This is a genomic window from Burkholderia diffusa (genome assembly GCF_902499115.1).
GTDB classification, from domain to species: domain Bacteria; phylum Pseudomonadota; class Gammaproteobacteria; order Burkholderiales; family Burkholderiaceae; genus Burkholderia; species Burkholderia diffusa.
This window is the reverse complement of the sequence record NZ_CABVPN010000052.1, coordinates 1-19,600: the sequence shown is the minus strand read 5'-3', so window position 1 is coordinate 19,600 and position 19,600 is coordinate 1. Positions and strand designations below refer to the sequence as shown.

Annotated in this window: 20 protein-coding genes and 1 pseudogene; 8 read left to right on the top strand and 13 right to left on the bottom strand. The window is 59.8% G+C overall.

The window, feature by feature from the left end:
- Positions 1–145: 145 nt before the first annotated feature.
- Positions 146–529, bottom strand: coding sequence for a winged helix-turn-helix transcriptional regulator (locus BTE28158_RS31790; RefSeq protein WP_124905861.1), 384 nt, complete (start codon positions 527–529; stop codon positions 146–148).
- A gap of 95 nt (positions 530–624) precedes the next feature.
- Between BTE28158_RS31790 and BTE28158_RS31785 the strand changes: the two genes are divergently transcribed.
- Together BTE28158_RS31785 and BTE28158_RS31780 are read left to right on the top strand one after the other, a co-directional pair.
- The gene (locus BTE28158_RS31785; RefSeq protein WP_151050555.1) at positions 625–1,728 is read left to right on the top strand and encodes an alkene reductase; all 1,104 of its coding nucleotides are present in this window, start codon (positions 625–627) and stop codon (positions 1,726–1,728) included.
- Between the two features lie 150 nt (positions 1,729–1,878).
- Positions 1,879–2,355: a DUF6640 family protein gene (locus BTE28158_RS31780; protein ID WP_124905865.1), complete on the top strand. Its 477-nt coding sequence runs from the start codon at positions 1,879–1,881 to the stop codon at positions 2,353–2,355.
- A 118-nt stretch (positions 2,356–2,473) separates the two neighbouring features.
- On the opposite strand, the pseudogene BTE28158_RS31775 reads toward BTE28158_RS31780, so the two are convergent.
- From BTE28158_RS31775 to BTE28158_RS31750, 6 genes and pseudogenes are all read right to left on the bottom strand, one after another.
- Positions 2,474–2,801, bottom strand: a pseudogene (locus BTE28158_RS31775) (IS3 family transposase); the annotation flags it as partial.
- An 82-nt stretch (positions 2,802–2,883) separates the two neighbouring features.
- Positions 2,884–3,558, bottom strand: a complete 675-nt coding sequence (locus BTE28158_RS31770; protein ID WP_124905869.1) for a carboxymuconolactone decarboxylase family protein — start codon at positions 3,556–3,558, stop codon at positions 2,884–2,886.
- A gap of 187 nt (positions 3,559–3,745) precedes the next feature.
- On the bottom strand, positions 3,746–5,956 hold the full coding sequence (gene paoC, locus BTE28158_RS31765) for an aldehyde oxidoreductase molybdenum-binding subunit PaoC (RefSeq protein ID WP_124905871.1): 2,211 nt from the start codon (positions 5,954–5,956) through the stop codon (positions 3,746–3,748).
- Between the two features lie 3 nt (positions 5,957–5,959).
- On the bottom strand, positions 5,960–6,910 hold the full coding sequence (locus BTE28158_RS31760; RefSeq protein WP_124905873.1) for an FAD binding domain-containing protein: 951 nt from the start codon (positions 6,908–6,910) through the stop codon (positions 5,960–5,962).
- On the bottom strand, positions 6,907–7,569 hold the full coding sequence (paoA, locus tag BTE28158_RS31755; RefSeq protein WP_124905875.1) for an aldehyde dehydrogenase iron-sulfur subunit PaoA: 663 nt from the start codon (positions 7,567–7,569) through the stop codon (positions 6,907–6,909). Before paoA ends, BTE28158_RS31760 begins: the two co-directional genes overlap by 4 nt.
- A 73-nt stretch (positions 7,570–7,642) precedes the next feature.
- Positions 7,643–8,629 (bottom strand): aldo/keto reductase, encoded by a 987-nt coding sequence (locus tag BTE28158_RS31750; protein WP_151050553.1) that lies wholly within the window; start codon positions 8,627–8,629, stop codon positions 7,643–7,645.
- A 361-nt stretch (positions 8,630–8,990) separates the two neighbouring features.
- Between BTE28158_RS31750 and BTE28158_RS31745 the strand changes: the two genes are divergently transcribed.
- The 3 genes from BTE28158_RS31745 (at position 8,991) to BTE28158_RS31735 (ending at position 12,165) form a co-directional block, all read left to right on the top strand.
- The gene (locus BTE28158_RS31745; RefSeq protein ID WP_124905879.1) at positions 8,991–10,202 is read left to right on the top strand and encodes an arabinose transporter; all 1,212 of its coding nucleotides are present in this window, start codon (positions 8,991–8,993) and stop codon (positions 10,200–10,202) included.
- Between the two features lie 122 nt (positions 10,203–10,324).
- Positions 10,325–11,350 (top strand): aldo/keto reductase, encoded by a 1,026-nt coding sequence (locus tag BTE28158_RS31740; protein WP_151050552.1) that lies wholly within the window; start codon positions 10,325–10,327, stop codon positions 11,348–11,350.
- 47 nt (positions 11,351–11,397) lie between these two features.
- Entirely contained in the window at positions 11,398–12,165 is a 768-nt protein-coding gene (locus BTE28158_RS31735; protein ID WP_124905883.1) for a glucose 1-dehydrogenase, read from the top strand.
- A gap of 23 nt (positions 12,166–12,188) precedes the next feature.
- Here the strand turns inward: BTE28158_RS31735 and BTE28158_RS31730 are convergent, their stop codons facing one another.
- The 6 genes from BTE28158_RS31730 to BTE28158_RS31705 form a co-directional block, all read right to left on the bottom strand.
- Positions 12,189–13,181, bottom strand: a complete 993-nt coding sequence (locus tag BTE28158_RS31730; protein ID WP_151050550.1) for an amidohydrolase family protein — start codon at positions 13,179–13,181, stop codon at positions 12,189–12,191.
- 149 nt (positions 13,182–13,330) lie between these two features.
- Positions 13,331–14,314, bottom strand: a complete 984-nt coding sequence (locus BTE28158_RS31725) for an aldo/keto reductase (protein ID WP_124905887.1) — start codon at positions 14,312–14,314, stop codon at positions 13,331–13,333.
- A 220-nt stretch (positions 14,315–14,534) separates the two neighbouring features.
- Positions 14,535–15,233 (bottom strand): type 1 glutamine amidotransferase domain-containing protein, encoded by a 699-nt coding sequence (locus tag BTE28158_RS31720; RefSeq protein ID WP_124905889.1) that lies wholly within the window; start codon positions 15,231–15,233, stop codon positions 14,535–14,537.
- Positions 15,230–16,294: an NAD(P)-dependent alcohol dehydrogenase gene (locus BTE28158_RS31715; RefSeq protein WP_124905891.1), complete on the bottom strand. Its 1,065-nt coding sequence runs from the start codon at positions 16,292–16,294 to the stop codon at positions 15,230–15,232. The genes BTE28158_RS31720 and BTE28158_RS31715 overlap by 4 nt, the downstream gene beginning before the upstream one ends.
- A 103-nt stretch (positions 16,295–16,397) precedes the next feature.
- Positions 16,398–16,697, bottom strand: coding sequence for a YciI family protein (locus BTE28158_RS31710; protein WP_124905893.1), 300 nt, complete (start codon positions 16,695–16,697; stop codon positions 16,398–16,400).
- A gap of 31 nt (positions 16,698–16,728) precedes the next feature.
- Entirely contained in the window at positions 16,729–17,295 is a 567-nt protein-coding gene (locus BTE28158_RS31705) for a flavodoxin family protein (RefSeq protein ID WP_124905895.1), read from the bottom strand.
- Positions 17,296–17,477: 182 nt separating this feature from the next.
- Here BTE28158_RS31705 and BTE28158_RS31700 point away from each other — a divergent pair, with 182 nt between their 5' ends.
- From BTE28158_RS31700 to BTE28158_RS31690, 3 genes are all read left to right on the top strand, one after another.
- The gene (locus BTE28158_RS31700; RefSeq protein ID WP_151050548.1) at positions 17,478–18,383 is read left to right on the top strand and encodes a LysR family transcriptional regulator; all 906 of its coding nucleotides are present in this window, start codon (positions 17,478–17,480) and stop codon (positions 18,381–18,383) included.
- 70 nt (positions 18,384–18,453) lie between these two features.
- Positions 18,454–18,876, top strand: a complete 423-nt coding sequence (locus BTE28158_RS31695; RefSeq protein ID WP_124905899.1) for a putative quinol monooxygenase — start codon at positions 18,454–18,456, stop codon at positions 18,874–18,876.
- A 25-nt stretch (positions 18,877–18,901) separates the two neighbouring features.
- Positions 18,902–19,312, top strand: a complete 411-nt coding sequence (locus BTE28158_RS31690) for a DUF1330 domain-containing protein (RefSeq protein WP_124905901.1) — start codon at positions 18,902–18,904, stop codon at positions 19,310–19,312.
- The last annotated feature ends 288 nt before the right edge of the window (positions 19,313–19,600 follow it).

Sequence of the window (19,600 nt, the reverse complement as noted above, 5' to 3'; positions counted from 1 at the left end):
TGACCTCCAAGTCTCGATGACATCGTCATGCCGGAATTTTCCACTTCCAAATGGGACAGTTTTGTGGGCTAGGGTCAGGTCACCTTAATGATACGATTTTCACCGCAGAAATGCTGTCAATAAGAAAATCCGCCTTTTATTTTATCTATCCAATATGGCCGGCGGATCGTATTTCGAACAGGTCTCTCGCCTTCTCAACATCACCCTGGTGAGCTAGCGACCAATTAATCAGCGCCATAATTGGTTCCATTAAAGTGCGACCAAGTGGTGTCAGTTCGTATTCTACACGAGGCGGAACCGTAGGAAAAACCGTACGCGATACGAGCCCGTCTTTCTCCAAGCTTTTCAACGTCAGGGTTAGCATTCGCTGAGACACTTGGCCAATTGTTCGCCTAAGTGCATTGAATCGCAACGGCCCCTCTGCGAGATGCGCGACGATCAGAATGCTCCATTTATCACCAACGCGACTAAGTAGTTCACGTGTGAAATTCGAGCACTCAGGAATTGCGCGGTCAGGGGTCGGTATCATGAATGTGCCTTCTTGTGGCGAATTTGGCAGTGTGTATCATAGCCTTGGCAACCAAGTCGAAGCACTTATTTTGCTCCTACAAGAGGCTTAGCTCCATGGACCATGCACCCGCTGTTCTTCTTGAACCCTACCGTTTAGGGCCTTTAACAATCAGGAATCGTATGGTGATGGCGCCAATGACCCGTAGCCGAGCGGTCAAAGATGCCGTGGCTCATCCCCTAGCACCGACCTATTATGCGCAGCGCGCCGGCGCTGGACTTATTGTTTCCGAGGCGACGCAAGTCAGCAGGCAGGGGACCGGCTATATTCGAACTCCCGGTATCTATTCGTCCGAGCAAGTCCAAGCTTGGCGTCGCGTTACTGATGCCGTTCATGACGCTGGTGGGGTTATTTTTGCTCAATTATGGCATGTCGGCCGCGTCTCTCACTTCGAGTTTCAAAATGGCGCTCTCCCGATCGGGCCCTCGGCATTGAACGCTGAAGCCGAAGTGTTCATTTCAACTGGCGTAGTCAGGACTCCGACTCCCCGCGCACTGAGTACGATCGAGATTGCTGATGTTATCGGGCAATTTCGTAAGGCAGCAGAAAATGCTGCTGCGGCCGGATTTGATGGGGTTGAGCTACATGGTAGCTCCGGTTACCTACTGGATCAGTTTTTGCGGGACGCATCAAATTGCCGAAACGATCGCTACGGCGGTTCCATCGCAAACCGTGCCCGCTTTCCTCTTGAAGTCGCGGCAGCAGTATCTGATGTGCTGGGAGCAGATCGTGTTGGCTATCGCGTCGGCCCAAATATGGCGCTTCACGGGATGCATGATTCAGCGCCGGTGGATACGTTTAGCTATCTCGCTGCCCACCTTGATCAGATAGGCCTTGCTTATCTGCACGTGACCGAAGGTATCTCCGGGCCAGACGCACCTCCACAAGGTGCCATCCGGATTGCCCCTTACCTGCGCCGGGTTTTCTCACGCACCTTCATTCTCAATGGGGGGTACGACGCAAAGAGCGGGGAAGTTGCTATCTCTCAGGGAGAGGCGGATTTGATCTCATATGGGGTCCCATTTCTTGCAAATCCCGACTTGCCAGAACGCTTCCGCAACGGTGATCCTCTTAACATGCCGGACTATGAGAGCTTCTATGTTCCCGGCGAGGATGATGCAGTGGGTTACACGGACTACCCTGCTATCAAGCGGAAATAGTTCGTAATAAGTTGATTGGATTTTCTGACGGGAGCCTAAAAAACTCACCGCGTCTAATTAAATCATCGCAATATAATGTTCCCCAGGCGCTATCCGGTCTGGCTGATTGCGCATCTAGAATGCAGTATTTCACAAGCCCACGAGGGTACGATGGAAAGACAAGAAGCGACTTTGAACATTGAAAAAATACTACTCTCGCTGTGCGCCCTAATAACATTTTTTGCGGCATTCTGGGCTGATGTGCTCGGCCCTTTTTCTCAGGAGCACATCTTCAACCCCAAATGGCCGCCACACGCAAAATTTCACGATTCTCAATACATATGCATGTCGATGCTTCTTTCTTTGGTCGCCCTTGGCTTCATATGGCGTAGAAACCTTCCACAGTTGGAAGATCATATTATTGCCGGACTCATACTTGCTTCGCCGTACTTGGGCATGTATGCGGCTCTTCTATTTCCCGGGACAGCAATGTTTGATTCGGAATTCGATAAGCTTGCGGCTTATGTGGCCGGGCTTCATCCCCAAATTTGGTTTGCGACGGTGATCCTGGGAGTAATTGCATTATCCATGGTTCTCACGAAGCAGCGCTCCAAAAGACTTCAAGCCAATGAAAGTAGCTTCATATAAGGATCGTCTCTTATAACAACCTTGTGACTATTATATAGAACCGACTTAAGAGGATACAGCCAGTAATAGATTCATCACAATTAATTACGAAATGGACCGAACAGTGCTCCATAGACACTCACGAGTCGTTTAGCACGTAGCGCCGTTCAAGCTCAACGCGTGGCAGGTCGACAGCGAAACCGTGCTGACGAACGAAGTTCATAGAACATCTCCACATAATTGAACATGTCAGTGGACGTCATCGCCCGCATCGGATAGTTTCTCAGTTCGGTCCGGTCCTTTTTCAGCGCGCTGAAGAAGCCTTCCGCCAAGGCATTATCGGGGCAGTTTCCACGACGGCTCATGCGTGGCACCATCTGCTGAGCCTTCAAAAACGATTGCCAGTCATCGCTGGCGAACCGGCTACCTTGATTCGCATGAGTCACGATACCCGGTGCCAACTTGCGATGCGAAGATGTCTACAAATGGACCGCGAAGATTGACCCGATCCGAGCCGATCGAAGCGGTGCGTGGTGTAGCACAGCGACCTTAGTGACCCGTCGCTGCCACAAGTTGTCGCTCCAACGCTTCGTCCGCGCGTCGTGCGGCCTGTCGGTCTACGCGATCGACCAATACCTCGCAGAGCTGTTTCAATTGACCAGCGGAAAGTCCGACGTTCATGCTGATTCGCATATGCGCTTGCAGCTGTGAATCGACCCCGGTCAGCGCGGCGAGCATGCTTACCGTCGCCAGCTCACGGCTCTGCCAATCGAGATTGTCGCGCTCGAAGATGTCGCCGAACAGATGAGTCTTCAGAAATCGGTCGATCGCCGGTGCGAAATCGAACAATGCGCCTTTCACCGGCCCCCCGGACAGCTTCGTCTGGTTCGCCGTGCCGGCCACAAGCAATGCGTCGCCAGTCGGAACCTGTCGACCGGGCGCCGAACCGTCCGCATCTCGCAGCCTCGCCTGCTTGCGCGTGTCCACCACCTTCATCAGCGCGCCGAGCGCATTGAGGCTGCGCGGAAAGCCCGCGTAAGCATAGAGCTGCACCAGGATTTCCCGGACCTCGCTGATCGTCAGACCGATGTCCAGTCCCTCGTTCAATGCAGCAGTGAGTTTGTCGATGTCCCCCGCCGCAGCGAATGCCGCGATGGGCACGATCGCCTTTTGACGGGGGGTTAGCGCTTCAGCAGCGTCTGGAAGAGACGTTTTCGTATTCATGCCTTCGGGTTCCTCATGTGAAGTTGCCTGCGTCGGCGTTGCCGCCAAGCTAAGGGCTAAAACGAGAACTGTGGTCCGCAGAAGTCTCGGAACGGGCACGCCGCGCCGGACGGCAAGTCTGCCCCGCGAGACAGCCGTCGTATCCATGTCGGTCGATAGAGATCGCATTGGCTCCGTGTCCGGGATATCAGGCCAGTGCCGGCAATCGATCGAGAAACTTCTCGAGCGTGATGGGATATTGACGCACACGCACGCCAGTCGCGTTGTAGACAGCATTCGCAACCGCGGGCGCAACGCCCGTGAGGCCAAGTTCGCCGACGCCCTTTGCCTTTACCGGTGAGATGACCGGATCGACTTCGTCGATGAACGCGACGTCGAGATGCGGTATGTCGGCATGAACCGGCACCTCGTAGCCGGCCAGATCATGGTTGATGAACAGACCGAATCGCTTGTCGACCGTCATCTCCTCCATCAGTGCGGCGCCGATTCCCATCGTCATTCCGCCGATCACCTGGCTGCGCGCTGTCTTGGGGTTCAGTATGCGGCCGGCCGCACAGACGGCAAGCATGCGGCGCACGCGGATTTCGCCGGTGAACGCGTTCACGCCGACTTCGGCAAAGTGGCCGCCGAATGTCTGGATTGCGAACCGCTTCGACAAGTCGCCGAACTCCATGCTTTCCTCGACGACGATCGGTCCGTTGTCTGCCGCACGCTCGAGCGGAACGCTTCTGCTGCCGGAGCGGATTTCGCCCGCAGCGAACTCGGCCTCGGCAATATCGAAACCGAGGCGGCGGGCAACCCTCTCACGCAGTTTCGTGCATGCAGCGTAGACGCCTGCGGTAACTGATGCCGCGCCCTGCTGCCCTCCTGAACCGGGCGTCTCCGGAAAGCTCGAATCGCCCAATCGGACGACGACCCGATCGATCGGTACGCCCATCATTTCGGCCGCGGTCTGTTGAACGATCGTATAGCTTCCGGTCCCGATGTCGGTCATGTCGGTTTCGACCGTGACGATCCCGCGGCTGTCGAGAAGTACTCGCGCACCGGCTTTGGCAATGGGCGCACCGCGGATCGCTGCTGCCATGCCGAGGCCTACGAGCCAATGGCCGTCGCGGACCTGTCCAGGCAGCGCTTGTCGTGCGCTCCAGCCGAAGCGTTCTGCGCCGGTGCGCAGACACTCGACGAAAGGACGCGACGAGAAAGGACGTTGCGGAAGTTCGGGATCGAATTGTGTGTCGTTCCGGACACGAAACTCGACAGGGTCCATACCGAGCTTCTCGGCCATCTCGTCCATTGCGATTTCGAGCGCCATCAGCCCCGGCGCTTCGCCAGGCGCGCGCATCGCGTTGCCCTCGGCCAGGTCGAGTGTCGCGAGCCGGACGCGCGTCATCCGGTTCGTGCCCGCATAGAGCATCCGTGTCGACAGCGTCGTGGGTTCGGTACGTCCGCCGGCGAGATTGCCGGACCAGCTTTCGTGACCGATCGCGATCAGCATCCCGTCGCGCGTGGCGCCGAGCCGGATCCGCTGAATGGTCTTCGGACGATGAATCGTGTTGTTGAACATGATCGGACGCTGGAGCGCGATCTTGACCGGGCGCTGCACGATTCGCGCCGCGACTGCGGCGAGCACGAGATCCGACTGCACGGTCCCCTTGCCGCCGAAGCCGCCTCCGACGAACGACGAGATCAGACGCACGTTTTCTCGCGGTATGCCGAGAATGGCGCCAAGATCGCGCGTACCCCAGTTCATCTGCTGGATCGACGTCCAGCACGTGACGCGATCGCCGTCCCATTTCGCGATCGACGCGTGCGGTTCCATCATTGCGTGTGCATGGTCCGGAACCGTATAGGTCTCGTCGACCCGGACGTCGGCATCGGTGAACGCCTGCTCGAAGTCTCCTACATGCGTGTCCGTCGGACCACCGAACGCCATCTGGCGCGCAACTGGCGCTATGTGGATCTGGTCCTGGAGGTCGAACTGCCCGTGGCGTCGCTCGTACTGGACGCGAATCAGCACAGATGCCGCGCGCGCCTGCTCGAATGTCTCCGCGACGACGACGGCCACCGGTTGATGGTAGTGGTCGACGTCCGGCGCCGCGAGCATGCGCTGCACATAGAACTGGCCGACACCGAGTTCGCCGGCATTTCGATACGTGACGACGGTAAGCACGCCGGGCGCGGCCTGCGCCCGACGTGTATCGATCGACGAGATCCGCCCCTTCGCGACGCTCGCGCCGAGGATGTAGCCGTAAGCGACGTTTGGCCCGATGTCGTGGTACTCGTACGCATAGGTCGCCGTCCCGGTCGTCTTCAACCGGGCTTCGTAGCGGTCGTGCGGCTGACCGACGACCGTCAACCGGTCGATGGGATTCTGTCCTGCACGCGTGTCGAACTTCATGGATCAGCCCCTCGCTCGTTCCATCACATAGGCGAGCGTGCGCTCGACCAGCGGTATCTTGAATGCGTTGTGCTGCGTCGGCTGCGCGCCTTTCATCAACTCGCTCGCGACGGCGGCAGCCCCCCGCGTCATCGCGGCGTCTGCGGATGCAATGCGCCACGGTTTCGGTGCGACACCACCCAGCGCGACGCGGCCGCTGCCATCCGGATGAACGATCGCGGCGACCGACACGAGCGCGAACGCGTACGAGGCCCGATCGCGGACTTTGTGATAAAGCTGACGGCCGCCGATCGGGCGCGGAAGCGTCACTGCGGTGATGAGCTCGCCGGGCGCAAGCGCAGTCTCGACATGCGGCGTCGTGTCCGGCAATCGATGGAAATCGGCGATCGGAATCGTCCTCGTCCGTCCGTCACTGCGAACGGTTTCCACCGATGCGTCGAGCGCGCGCAATGCAACGGCCATGTCGCCCGGATACGTTGCAATGCAGCTGGCGCTGCCTCCGATTACCGCAAGTTGCCGCGTGTATCCGCCGATCGCCGCACAGCCGGAGCCGGGCATACGCTTGTTGCACGGCAGGTTCGGATCGTAGAAATACGGGCAACGCGTGCGCTGGAGCAGGTTTCCACCCGTCGTGGCCTTGTTTCGCAGCTGACCGGATGCGCCCGCAACGATCGCACGTACCAGTACCCCGTAATCGCGTCGCACTCGAGGATGCGACGTAAGCGCCGTATTGGTCACAAGCGTGCCGATCCGCAGTCCGCCTTCCGGTGTGTCGTCGATATGGTCGAGCCCGATGTCCTGAATATCGACGAGGTGAGTCGGCGTCTCGATCTCCAGTTTCATCAGGTCCAGCAGGTTCGTGCCGCCGGCGATGAATTTTGCTCCCTGGCGCTGTGCGACGATGCTTGCCGCGTCCGCAGCGCTTTTCGCCCTCTCGTAGGTAAACGCCTTCATGAGCGGCTCCCTGCAACCTCCGCCATGGCATCGGCGATGTTCGAATATGCGCCGCAACGGCAGAGGTTGCCGCTCATCCGTTCGCGCAACTCGGCACGCGTCGCGCCGACGGGTGCCATTAGGTCGTCCGTGACATGACTCGGCACTTCGGCCCTGATTTCGTCCAGCACGGCAACGGCCGAACATATTTGACCGGGCGTGCAGTAGCCGCACTGATATCCGTCGTGCTTGATGAATGCGGCCTGCATCGGATGAAGTTCGGACGGCGTGCCCAATCCCTCGATCGTCGTGATCGTGTCACCGTCGTGCATCACCGCGAGGCTGAGGCACGCGTTGATCCGAACACCGTTCACGTGCACCGTGCATGCGCCACACTGCCCGTGATCGCAGCCTTTCTTCGTGCCGGTCAGACACAGGTGTTCCCTCAACGCATCGAGTAACGTGGTCCGGGGATCGATGTCGAGCCGTCGATCGCTTCCATTGACGTTGAAGACAACGCGCATCGTGTCCGTCACCGTTGACGGCGACTCGCTCGGCTCCGCATTCGTAACCAGCGGCTGCCCATTTGCGGCATCGGGCAAGAAAGGCGTCACGGCAGACACGGCACCGACGATCAGCAGATGACGTCTCGTCGCGTTCAGTCGTTCAGAATCGTCCATATGTCTTCATTCCTCTCGTTGCGATGATCGCGTGCCGGTCGAGCGGCCACGAACCTTCTTTCCATTTCGCCGCTCACCAGGCATAAGCCTCTGGCGCGGCGCCCCCGGGCCCTGGCCAGATTTCGTCGAGGCAGCGAAGTGTGTCGTCGGAGAGTGCAATATCCAGAGCCCGCGATGCCGATCTCAGCTGTTCCACGGTTCGCGGCCCCACGATCGGCGCGGTCACCGCCGGGTGATGGAGCAGCCACGCCAGTGCGACGTCCGCGGGGCGTTCGCCGAGGTCATCACACAGCGCTTCCCAAGCCTCGAGCTGCTGCCGGCAGCGCACGATCTTGCCCGCCATCTCGGGCCTTGCCCGCCGCCCCTCGAGCGTCCCGCCCAATACGCCTCCCAGCAACCCTCCGCCCAACGGACTCCACGGAATCAAGCCCAACCCATGGTGACGACACGCCGGAATCAGTTCGAGTTCGACGGTTCGCGCGGACAGATTGAACAGACTCTGTTCGGCTATCAGTCCCATGAACTGACGCGAACGCGCCGCGGCCTGCGCGGTCGCGACGTCCCAGCCGGCGAAATTGCAGCTGCCGACATACAGCACCTTGCCCTGCTGCACCAGCAGTTCCATCGCCTGCCAGATTTCCTCCCAGGGCGTCGACCGGTCGACGTGGTGCATCTGGTAGAGGTCGATATGATCGACCTTCAGCCGCTTCAGGCTGTCCTCGCAGGCACGGCGGATATGGTAGGCCGACAGACGCCTGTCGTTCGGACCGGTGCCCATCGGCTGATAGACCTTCGTCGCAAGGACGATGCGATCGCGGCGGCCGCCTTGAGCGATCCAGCGTCCGATGATCTCCTCGGAGATGCCGAAGCCCTTCTCAAGGTCGGGCGACTGTGGACCGCCATACACGTCGGCCGTGTCGATGAAATTGATGCCCAAATCCAGCGCGGCGTCGAGAATGTCGAAGCTCGTGGATTCGTCCAACACATCACCGAAATTCATGGTTCCGAGACAGAGACGACTGACTTTTAGGCCCGAGCGTCCGAGGTGTACGTATTGCATTCTGATGTCGCCGATGTTGGTAGTCGGATTCCGGTTTGTTGGTGACACATCGGCATCTGCGGCCGTTCTCGGTCCTGCAGGTCTGCACGACGATGCGCCTCAACAGGACTTTAGCGGGAACGATGGTTTTAGAAAGCCGTCCTTCATTTGATGGCGCTGTGAATGGCGCTCAACAACAGGCGGCGACTCCCCCGCATCGACGACACGTCCATTGCTGCCGATTTGTGAATGCAGTTCATTGGTCCGTCAATCGAACGCTGGCTAAACAAACCGGGACCATTACGCTAAATTCGACGCCAGTCGCACGCACGATACGCCGAGGCGGCGCTGACCAGATCTGCGTTGACCCGCTCACTATTCGATGGAAATACCCGTGACACCACCGCAATACCATTCGGCAGCGGCAGACCGCTCTTTGCTTCCGCTGATAAGCTGCGTATTCACCGTGTTCCTGGTCACGGGCGCGGCGCTGCCCGCTTTGCCGCTGCACATCCACCACGATCTCGGCTTCGGAACATTCACCGTCGGTTTGGTCTCCGGCGCCCAGTTCGCATCATCGCTGGTCTCCCGCCTGTGGTCCGGTGCGATTGCAGACCGGCGTGGACCGAAGTTCGCGGTTTCCACCGGTCTTGGATTGACTACGGTGGCGGGACTCCTGTACTTGTTGTCGCTGACGTTCTCCGGCAACCCATCACTGTCCATCGCGATCCTGCTCATGGGCCGCGCGCTGCTCGGTGCTGCTGAGAGTTTCATCATGACCGGCTCGCAAAGTTGGTGCCTCGCTCTCGCCGGTCCGGGCAATGTCGGCAAAACGATCGCGTGGATCGGAACGTCGATGTTCGTTGCACTGGCGGCCGGCGCACCGCTCGGCAGCTTTCTGTTCGACGTATTCGGCTTTTCTTCGATCGGGCTCGCCACTTCCGCCGGCGCGGTCGTGACGATGCTGCTGATCGGCCCTGTCTCAGATACCAGAACCCAGTCCAGAAATGCAGAAGCCGTCGGGAAAGTACTGAAAGCCGTCTGGCTGCCAGGACTGGGCATGGCATTTCCCGGCCTCGGCTACGGCATCATGACCGCCTTCTCCGTGCTGCTGTTCGTTCAGCGCGGCTGGCAACCCGCGTGGCTCTCCTTCACCGGATTCGCCGCGGCGCTGATGGTCGCGCGGTTTTTTTTTGGTGCATTGCCCGATCGCCTCGGTGGAGCACGTACAGCGGTCATCTTCGTCACCGTCTACAGCGTCGGCATGACGCTCATCTGGGCCGCCCCGGCTGCATGGCTCGCGTTTACTGGGACGGCGCTCGCAGGATTCGGCTACGCGCTCATCTATCCGGGCTTCGGCATGGAGGCTGTAGCCCGAGCGCCAACGGACGCCAGAGGGCTGGCCATGGGCATCTACACTGCGTTCATCGATCTCGCCCTCGGCGTCTTTGCGCCTCTGCTCGGCCTTGTTGCCAATGTAACGGGGCTCGGCGCCATCTTTCTGATCAGCGCGATTCTCGCCCTGTTCGCCTTGCCCATCGCGATGAGACTTCGTTCGTCTGCTGAAGGCGCTCGAGACGCGCATCTCACATGACAGGTGAGCGCCGCGTTACCTCCTCGACAAGTGGGTCTGGCCTGTTTCCTATCCGGGTCGCGATCACGGTTTCGTAATCACGCATCGTCGCAGTTCAAAATCTCGCTCATTCGGAGAAGCACATGCAATACGTCAATCTTGGCCGGGCCGGCCTCAAGGTCTCACGCCTTTGTCTGGGCTGCATGAGTTACGGGGAACCAGCCCGACTGCCCCAGCCCTGGTCGTTGGATGAAGAGGCGTCTCGCCCGTTTTTTCGTCAGGCACTCGAGGCTGGAATCAACTTCTTCGATACGGCGAACATCTATTCGGGTGGCAGTTCCGAGGAAATTACCGGGCGCGCACTTCGCGACATGGCGCGACGCGAAGAAATTGTCGTCGCGACGAAGGTATTCTTTCCGTGGAGAAATTCGCCCAATACCGGTTTCCTGTCGCGCAAGGCGCTGTTCCAGTCGATCGACGACAGCCTGAAGCGACTTGGCATGGACTACGTCGATCTCTATCAGATCCATCGCTTCGATCCTGGCACGCCGGTCGAAGAGACGATGGAGGCGCTGCACGACATCGTCAAAGCCGGAAAAGCGCGCTACCTCGGCGCCTCGTCAATGGAAGCATGGCGTTTCGCCAAGATGCAGCACGTTGCGGAGCGCAATGGCTGGACACGTTTCATCTCCATGCAACCGCAGTACAACCTGCTCTATCGCGAGGAGGAGCGCGAGATGTTGCCGCTTTGCATGGACCAGGGCGTCGGCGTCATTCCATGGAGCCCGATGGCGCGAGGCAGGCTGACGCGCGACTGGAGCGAAAGCACTCATCGAACGAAGAACGATGCGTTCGCCATCCAGATGTATCTGAATACGGAGGCACAGGACCGGAAGGTAATCGACGTAGTCGCCCGGCTCGCCGACAATCACGGCGTTCCACGGGCGCACGTCGCGCTCGCGTGGCTGCTCGCGAAACCCGGCGTGACCGCTCCGATCATCGGCGCGACGAAGCCCGAGCATCTTGCAACGGCGATCCGGGCGCTCGACTTCTCGTTGACCGACGATGAAATCAACGCGCTGGAAGCGCCCTATATCCCCCATCCAGTCGATGGAATCGTTCCGCCGCTTCCTGATGGCCCTTCGACCCTTACTCCGCCACGTAACTGAAAGGGAAATACATCGACTTTGACGGTCTTCCACCAGGGAAATGAAACATGAATCCGATCTATGACTTCAAAGGCCAAGTGGCCTTCGTAACCGGGGCAGCGATGGGCATGGGTCTCGCTGCAGCCCGTGCATTTGCGCAAAACGGGGCCTCCGTGGTCCTGGCCGATCGTGACGGGGACCTCGCCTTGCGGGAAGCGCAAAATATCGTCGACGAAGGCGGCATCGCAACAGGTGTCGCGTGCGACGTCACCGACGAAGTCCAGGTCGCTACCGCCGTCGACCGCGCCGTCGCGGAGTATGGCCGGCTCGACATGGCATTCAACAATGCCGGCATCCAGGTACCGCCCAGCGATGCGGCAGACGAGCCGGCCGAGCATTTCGAGCGAGTGGTTGCGGTCAACCAGTTCGGCGTCTGGGCAAGCATGAAACACGAACTGCGCGTGATGCGCGCCCAGGGATCCGGCGCGATCGTCAACAACTCGTCGCTCGGCGGCCTGATCGGCCTTCCCGAGCGTGCCGCCTATCACGGAACGAAGCATGCCGTGCTGGGGATGACGAAGAGCGCCGGCGTCGAATACGCGTCCCGCGGCATACGCATCAACGCCGTTTGTCCCGGCACCATCGATACGCCGATGGTGCAGGACATGCTGAAGGAACAAGCCGATGTCATGAAGGTGATACTGAAGGACCAGTCCATCGGTCGCCTTGGACGAGCAGATGAAGTGGCCGCCGCCGTACTGTGGCTGTGCAGTCCCGGCGCGAGTTTCGTCGTCGGCGTCGGCTTGCCGGTCGATGGGGGCTTCACAGCCCACTAAGCACATCCACCGACTTCGCATCATCATTCGGGGCTATGCGGTGTCGCTCTCCGGCACAGCCGTTCCCAGTTCCCGTGGGCAAATTTGACCTTGTCGCCGCCATCAAGAGCGAGTCCGTTTACAAAATTCCTGGCGTCGCCGCCCGCACGGTACTGGTATGGATAATCAGTGGAGAAAAGAATGCGATCCGGACCGACTGCTTCAATCGCGCGCCGCAGATAGTTTTCGCTGAACATGCCGCTCGACGTCAGATAGAGGTTGCCTCGCACGTATTCCACAAGCGGCTTTTGCAAATTCGACACCCGATCCAGCATGGCAAGCCGCTCGAGATAGAAGATCACGACCTCACCCCAGTGTCCGAGTATCACCTGCAAATCGGGATAGCGGTCGAAAACGCCCCCCAGAACCATGCGCAAGAATTCAATGCCGGCCTCGTAGTGCCACCCAAGGCCGAATGTCGAAAAGGCCAGATCGATCGATGCCGAAAAGCCGCCGTAGTAAACATCTCGCACGACGGCCTGCGGAATTTGCGGATGAATCAGCAACGGGACGCCGAGCTCGGCCGCACACGCATAAGTGGGTTCAAACAGCGCATCATCGAGATGCTCGTTGCCGACCCGGCCATAGAGAATGGCGCCCTTGGCGCCCAGGTCCTTCACGGCTCGACGCAGTTCGTCGGCCGCGGCATGCGGACTGGCAAACGGCAGCGCGGCGAGTGCCTGGAAGCGCGCCGGATTGCGGTGCACGGTTTCAGCCAGCAGATCATTCACGCGTCGAGCCAAGCCAGTACCGTGGTCCCCGAGATTGTTCAAGCCGGGTGTGGTCAACGACAGAACCTGCTGCTCAACGCCGGTTTCGTCCATCAGAGCCAGCCGTTTCTCGCCTAGGTCGGCGAGGCGCTCGTCGAGGACAGCCGTGTTGAGGTCCAGGCTACCGTCATCTGCGCCGGGAATGGTCAGCCACGCGTCCTTGATATCGGCCGGGAGGACATGTTCTTCGATTCCCACGATCTTCATTGCCGCCCCCCTCTACCGCAGTTGAAATGTTTGCCATGGGCTGGACCCACACGACCGATGCAAGACGGCCGATCTGCTGCAATCCCAGAGCGCATGCCGGCATCGCACATCGTCCGCCAATACACGTCGTGTTGGCGATCACGTCCGGTCTATTGCCCGGAAAAGCGCAGCATGGCCTCCGGATACCGAGCCCCCTTGACGACAATGTTCGCCTGCCGGATCACGTCGAGGTCGTCCTGATCCAGCCTCACGTTCAGCGCACCGATGTTCTCCTCGAAGCGTTCGAGCTTGCGCGTGCCGAACAGAGGCACGATCCACGGCTTCTGTGACAGCAACCATGCGAGCGCTATCTGGGCGGGTGTCGCGCCGTGTTTCTGTCCGATTCCGCGGATGAGATCCACCAGCTTCTGGTTAGCGGCGCGGGCCTCTTCGGCAAACCGCGGCGTTTTCGCACGGATGTCGGAGTTGTCGAAAGTGGTGTCGACGTCGATCCGGCCTGTCAGAAAACCCTTGCCAAGCGGGCTATATGGCACCAGCCCGATACCCAGCTCTTCGAGCGTCGGGATGATCTCCGCCTCGGGCTCGCGGGTCCACAGGGAATACTCGCTCTGCAGCGCCGCGAGCGGCTGCACCGCATGCGCGCGGCGAATCGATTGCGCACTCGCCTCGGACATGCCGAACCACAGCACCTTGCCCTCGGCTATCAAATCTTTCACCGTGCCGGCGACGTCTTCCATAGGCACTTCGGGGTCAACCCGGTGCTGATAGTACAAGTCGATATGGTCAGTACGCAGGCGCCGCAAGCTGCCCTCGATGGACCGGCGGATCTGAGCCGGCTTGCTGTTGACTCCGCCCCGGTGTTGGCCCGTGTCCTGATCGATGTCCCAGCCGAACTTGGTCGCGATCCTGACTTTGTTACGCACAGGTGCGAGGGCTTCGCCCACCATCTCTTCATTGGTCCACGGGCCATAGACTTCTGCGGTGTCGAAGAAGTCCATGCCACGCTCGACGGCCGTGCGAATGAGGGCGATCATCTCTGCACGGTCGGGCAATTCACGCGCCTTGCCGTAGCCCATCGCCCCGAGAGATAAGGCCGATACTTCAAGCTCTTGGCCGAGTTTGCGCTTGATCATGCTGCACCTCCTGATTCGTCGCGCGGTGTGACGCAAACCGTTGCAGCACATGTCTGCTCGTCGAGCATTGGCTCAAGGCGGCTGGACGACCAAGCGCCCGGTCCGCAATATGCTCGCCGACAATGCCGGCACTCAGGCACGTCCGATTTCGCTACCGATGCGGCGATCCACAGCCTGGGCCAGGACGCCGCAATCGCCAGCCCGACGATTGGCTCCGACTTCAGGCTATCTGGCCGAAGTTGAGCTGGTTGACGACTGCTTGCCCCACGCCATGCGCGGACGCCGGATTCTGGCCGGTCACGAGGCGGCCGTCGATGACGATATTCTCGCTCCAGTTCAGCGCAGGACGGTGCATCGCACCGCGCTGCTTTAGCGTGCTCGCCAGCAGATAGGGCACGACCTTCGTGTAGTTGACCTCGGCTTCCTCCTCGTCGGTGAAACACGCAAGATTCTTGCCGGCTACAAGGTAGCTGCCGTCGGAGAGCGTCGCGTTAACCAGCGCAGCTGGTCCGTGACAGACCGCCGACACGATGCCGCCGGCTTCCCAGATCTCGCGAACGACTTTCTGCACAGCAGGGCTGTCGGCGAAGTCCCACATTGTGCCGTGACCACCGGCAAAGAAAACGGCCGAATAGCGTGACGGTTCGAGATCGCCGAGCACGCGTGAATGGGCGAGCTCGTCGCGAAAGTGCTTGTCCTGCCAGTAGCGCTCATTGACGGGATCCGTCAGATCGAAGAAGTCGATAGGCGGATGACCGCCACGAATCGAGGCGATTTCCACCGGGATGCCGGCTTCCTGGAACACGGCAAGCGGATGCGTCAACTCGACCATCGCAAAACCGGTCGGCTCGCCCGAATCGCCGCGGATCGGGTGGCTGGTGACCACGCACAGGATGGGTTTGATGCGAGTACTGTTCATGCTTGCGGTCCTGGGGTTTTGAGTGAAGCCATGTCAATGACGAAACGATATTTCACGTCGCTTCTCAGCATGCGTTCATAGGCTTCGTTGATTTTCTGGATAGGGATCATCTCGACGTCCGAGACGATGCCATGCTCGCCGCAGAAGTCGAGCATTTGCTGGGTATCGCGCAGGCCGCCGATGAACGACCCCGAGATCGCCTTGCGGCCACGCACAACCGATCCGGCATTCACAGGGGTGCTGAGTGGCCCCATGTAGCCGACTAGTACCAGCACGCCTTCCAATGCAATGGTCGGCATGTAGGGATTGACGTCGTGATCATAAGGGACCGTGTCAATGATCACGTCGAATCGGCCGGTAACGGCCTTCATTTGTTCGGGGTCACTCGACAGCACCACATGATCGGCACCGAGGCGGACCGCATCGTCTTCCTTGCCCGCCGAACGGGTAAACAGCGTGACATCGGCACCGAGCGCCTTGGCCAGTTTCAAGGCCATGTGACCTAGCCCGCCGAGCCCGATGACCGCGACCTTGCTCTCTGCCCCAACATTCCAATGGAGCAGCGGCGACCATGTTGTGATGCCGGCGCAAAGGAGCGGTGCCGCGCCTGCTGGATCGAGGCCGTCGGGGAGAGACAGCACGAACTTGTCGCGCACGACAATCACGTCCGAGTAGCCGCCATACGTGATGCTGCCGTCCTGCCGATCGACGCTGTTGTAACTGAAGGTGGAACCCTCGACGCAGTCTTGCTCCCATCCCTTCAGACAAGGTTTGCAGTGCTGACAGGAATCGACCATGCAACCGACGCCGACCATGTCGCCGGCCTTGAACCGACTCACATTCTCGCCGACCTGGCGCACGCGTCCTGTAATCTCGTGGCCAGGCACGATGGGATAGGTGGTGAAGCCGCCGTGGTTGCGTGCCATGTGCAGATCGGTATGACAGACGCCGCAATAGAGTATATCGATCACCACATCGTCTGGCCGAGGAGCTCGCCGCTTGAAGTCGAGATGTTGGAGCGGATCGTTGGCCGAATAAGCTGCGAAGCCCGTTGCATTCATGGAGTGTAGTCCTCGTCGCGCGTCGCGCGACCACGGTAGAAAGATGGCTCGATCAGGCCATATGCGATGACAAACCAATCGTGATACACCCGACGCCCGAGACTCAGGCACTGCCGGGAGCGAATAGGGCCTCCCAGTTGGTGAAAGGGCCAAGGGGGATGACTTCCCAGCCGATCAGTCCGGCCTTGGCCAGCGGAAACTCCGCAAGCGCACTCCTTGCGGCCTCGACAGACTCGGCTTCCGCGATGATGGCGACACCGGGCCGGTCCTGTCGAAAATAGATGTCGCGGATGATGCCCCCTTTGTACATCTGCCACGCATGGCGGGCTTCGTCCTGCATGTGTGGCCGGTATTTCTCGAGGCTGGCGCCCGGCTGGGGGACATCGAGGCAAAGCAGTTTCATCGTTGGTTTTCCTTAAGCGGTGCAGAGCGGTTCAGACGGGTTGGAGGCGGCCGGCTATCGTCGCCACGCGGCGACCGAGGTACTGGGCTGTCATGAGGTCGCTTGCCGGCGGCGCTACATCGGGCGCCTGATCCACGTTCGCATGGGTCATGACACCCAGCCAGCTGCCCAGCCGGTTCAAATCGTCAGCGCTGGCGGTGCTGCTGTTGTTGCCGGGCATGAGATCGAGGCCAACCCAGATCATCCCGTGCTGTGCAGCGAACAGCGCCATCGATACCAGCGAGTTCAGCTTGTCGCCGTGCTGCGCACCGGAGTTCGTGAACCCTGCGGCGATCTTGTTGCGCCATTTCAGTGCGGTCCACGCAGCCTTCGTGGAATCCTCGAAGAACTGCTTGAGCCGGGCGCTGATCATGCCGTTGTAGGTCGGCGAACCGAAGATGATCGCGTGGCTCGCTTCGAGCGTTGCCCAATCGACGCCATCAGCGACTGCAAACAGCTTCACCTCGGCCCCATGGATCTGCCGAACTCCTTCCGCGACGGCCTCTGCCACGCGCGTGGTGTGGCCGTAGCCACTGTCATGCACGATTGAAATCAACACCTGTGTTTGTCCTTTCCTTGAAGGTTTGCCCTTCCCGAGAGTCGGTTGAACGGGTAGCGCTTCACAGGCGCACCCGAAAATCACGCTGCTGGTTAAACACTTTAAAGTAGAATTTTAAGAAGCATGGGTGGAAATAATTCTCATCTGTGCTTCCTCAATTTCTACAATCGCGGAGCAAATCTGTGCGTGACCGATTCGATGGCGTGCAATTGTTTGTGGAGGTCGTCGACGCAGGCGGCTTTGCGAAAGCCGGTGAACGGCTTTCGCTGACGCGCTCGGCGGTCGGAAAGGCTATCGCGCGTCTTGAGGAGCGGCTCGGGGTGCAGTTGTTTCAGCGCACAACCAGGAATCAGTGTCTGACCGAGGACGGACAGCAATATTACGAGCACTGCCTTCGAGCGATCGAAGAGATGCGCGCTGCGGAAACCATGCTGGAAAACGGCCGCCGGGAAGTGGTCGGGAAGTTGCGCGTCACGCTCCCCACGCTGTTCGGCCGCTACTGCGTCGCCCCGATCCTGCGATCGTACGCGCGAGCGCACCCGAAGCTAGAACTGGAATTGAACTTCAGCGATCGTCAGGTCGACGTGATCGCCGAGGGTTTCGATCTCGCGGTGCGCAACGGCGTGGCGGGTACCGGCACCACGCTGCGCGCGCGCCTGCTGGTCAACCAGCGCAAGGTATTGTGTGCATCGCCCGCCTATCTCGCAACGAGAGGTGAACCGCATACGCTGGCCGATCTGGTGAAACACGACCTGCTCCCCTACTGGCGCAACGAGCACGGTTTGCTCTGGCGGCTTCCTGACGCGACCGATACGCTTGTCGATTTTCAACCCACTTCGCGCTTGCGTTTCGACGATCTCGAGGCAATCGCCGATGCCGCTGTCGACGGCATGGGCCTGGCGTGGGTGCCCTACTGGCTGATTCGCGACCGGATGCGACATGGCGCACTGATCGAGATCTGGGGACATCGGCCGACGGCCGTCATCGAGGGCTACGCCGTTTGGCCGGCAGCGCAGTATCTTCCTCTGCGCTGCCGTCTGGCTATCGATGTCCTCGCCTCGGAACTGCCGAAATGCGTCGAGGCGTGATCGCACAGTCCCGTTCGAACACGCCATCCGAAAACATCGCCCTACATCAACCAAACCAGCGAGACCTCACATGCCTGAACGCCGCATTCGGCTGGGAACATGGCTGCTTGCCGCAGCCACGCTCTGCAGCCCCGAAACGAACGTGCTGCATGCCCAGGAACCGGACAGGACCGTGGTGCGCATCGCCGAACTAGTGATCGATCCCACACAACTGGAGAACTACAAGGCGATCGTCAAGGAAGAGATCGACGACTCCGTCCGGCTCGAACCCGGCGTGCTCGCCATCTACTCGGTCGCCGTCAAGGACAAACCGAACCATCTGCGCTTCTTCGAGATCTATGCCAGCGACGAAGCCTATCGGGCGCATATCGAATCTCCGCACTTCAAGAAATATGTCGCACTCACACAGCGGATGATCCAGTCGCGCACGCTGATCGAAACGACGCCCGTACAGCTCAGCGCCAAAGCGCAGCAACCGAAGTCGGTTGATTGACCCTGCCCACGATGGAGTTCCCTGCATGAAACGAAAACACGCCTTGCTTGCCGCAATCGGCGCGACCGCTACATTGACCATGAGTGCGTTGGCCGCGCATGCTCAAACGCCAACTTCCCAATCCCCACTCACGCATGGCAAAACGCCGGCGTACTACATCGCCGACTTCGAACTCACCGATCCGGAAGGCATCAAGCCGTACCGCGATCAGGTGGATGCAACGTTCAAACGCTACAGCGGACGTTACATCGTGCGTGCAGGCCATGTGGATGGGCTGGAGGGCAATCCGCCGAACCATCGTCTGATCATCATCGAGTTTGACAGCATCGACCTGGCCCGCGCGTGGTACAACTCGCCCGAGTACGCCCGAATCCGCCCGTTCCGCCAGCACTCCGGCCACACGAATGCGTACATTGTTGACGGACTGCCGCAGTAGCTGATGATCGTGCCGAGCATTCGCTCGCTCATCATGCCTTGAAACGATGCTATGCAACAAGCGCGTTCGAATGGTGCCAGAAACTGGCACCTCCCCTGCATAGAATGGCTCCGCGAACACAGGGCAGCGAACCGCGCTGCCCTATCACCGAGAAGGATCTGCGCCATGCCTCGATTCGAACCGCCCGACCCCGTTTATCCGGTAGCCCGCCTAGTCTTACTGTGTCAGTAAATCGATCTTTGGCGCTGAACAAAACGGACATCGCTGGAGCCGGCGCGCAATGTACGC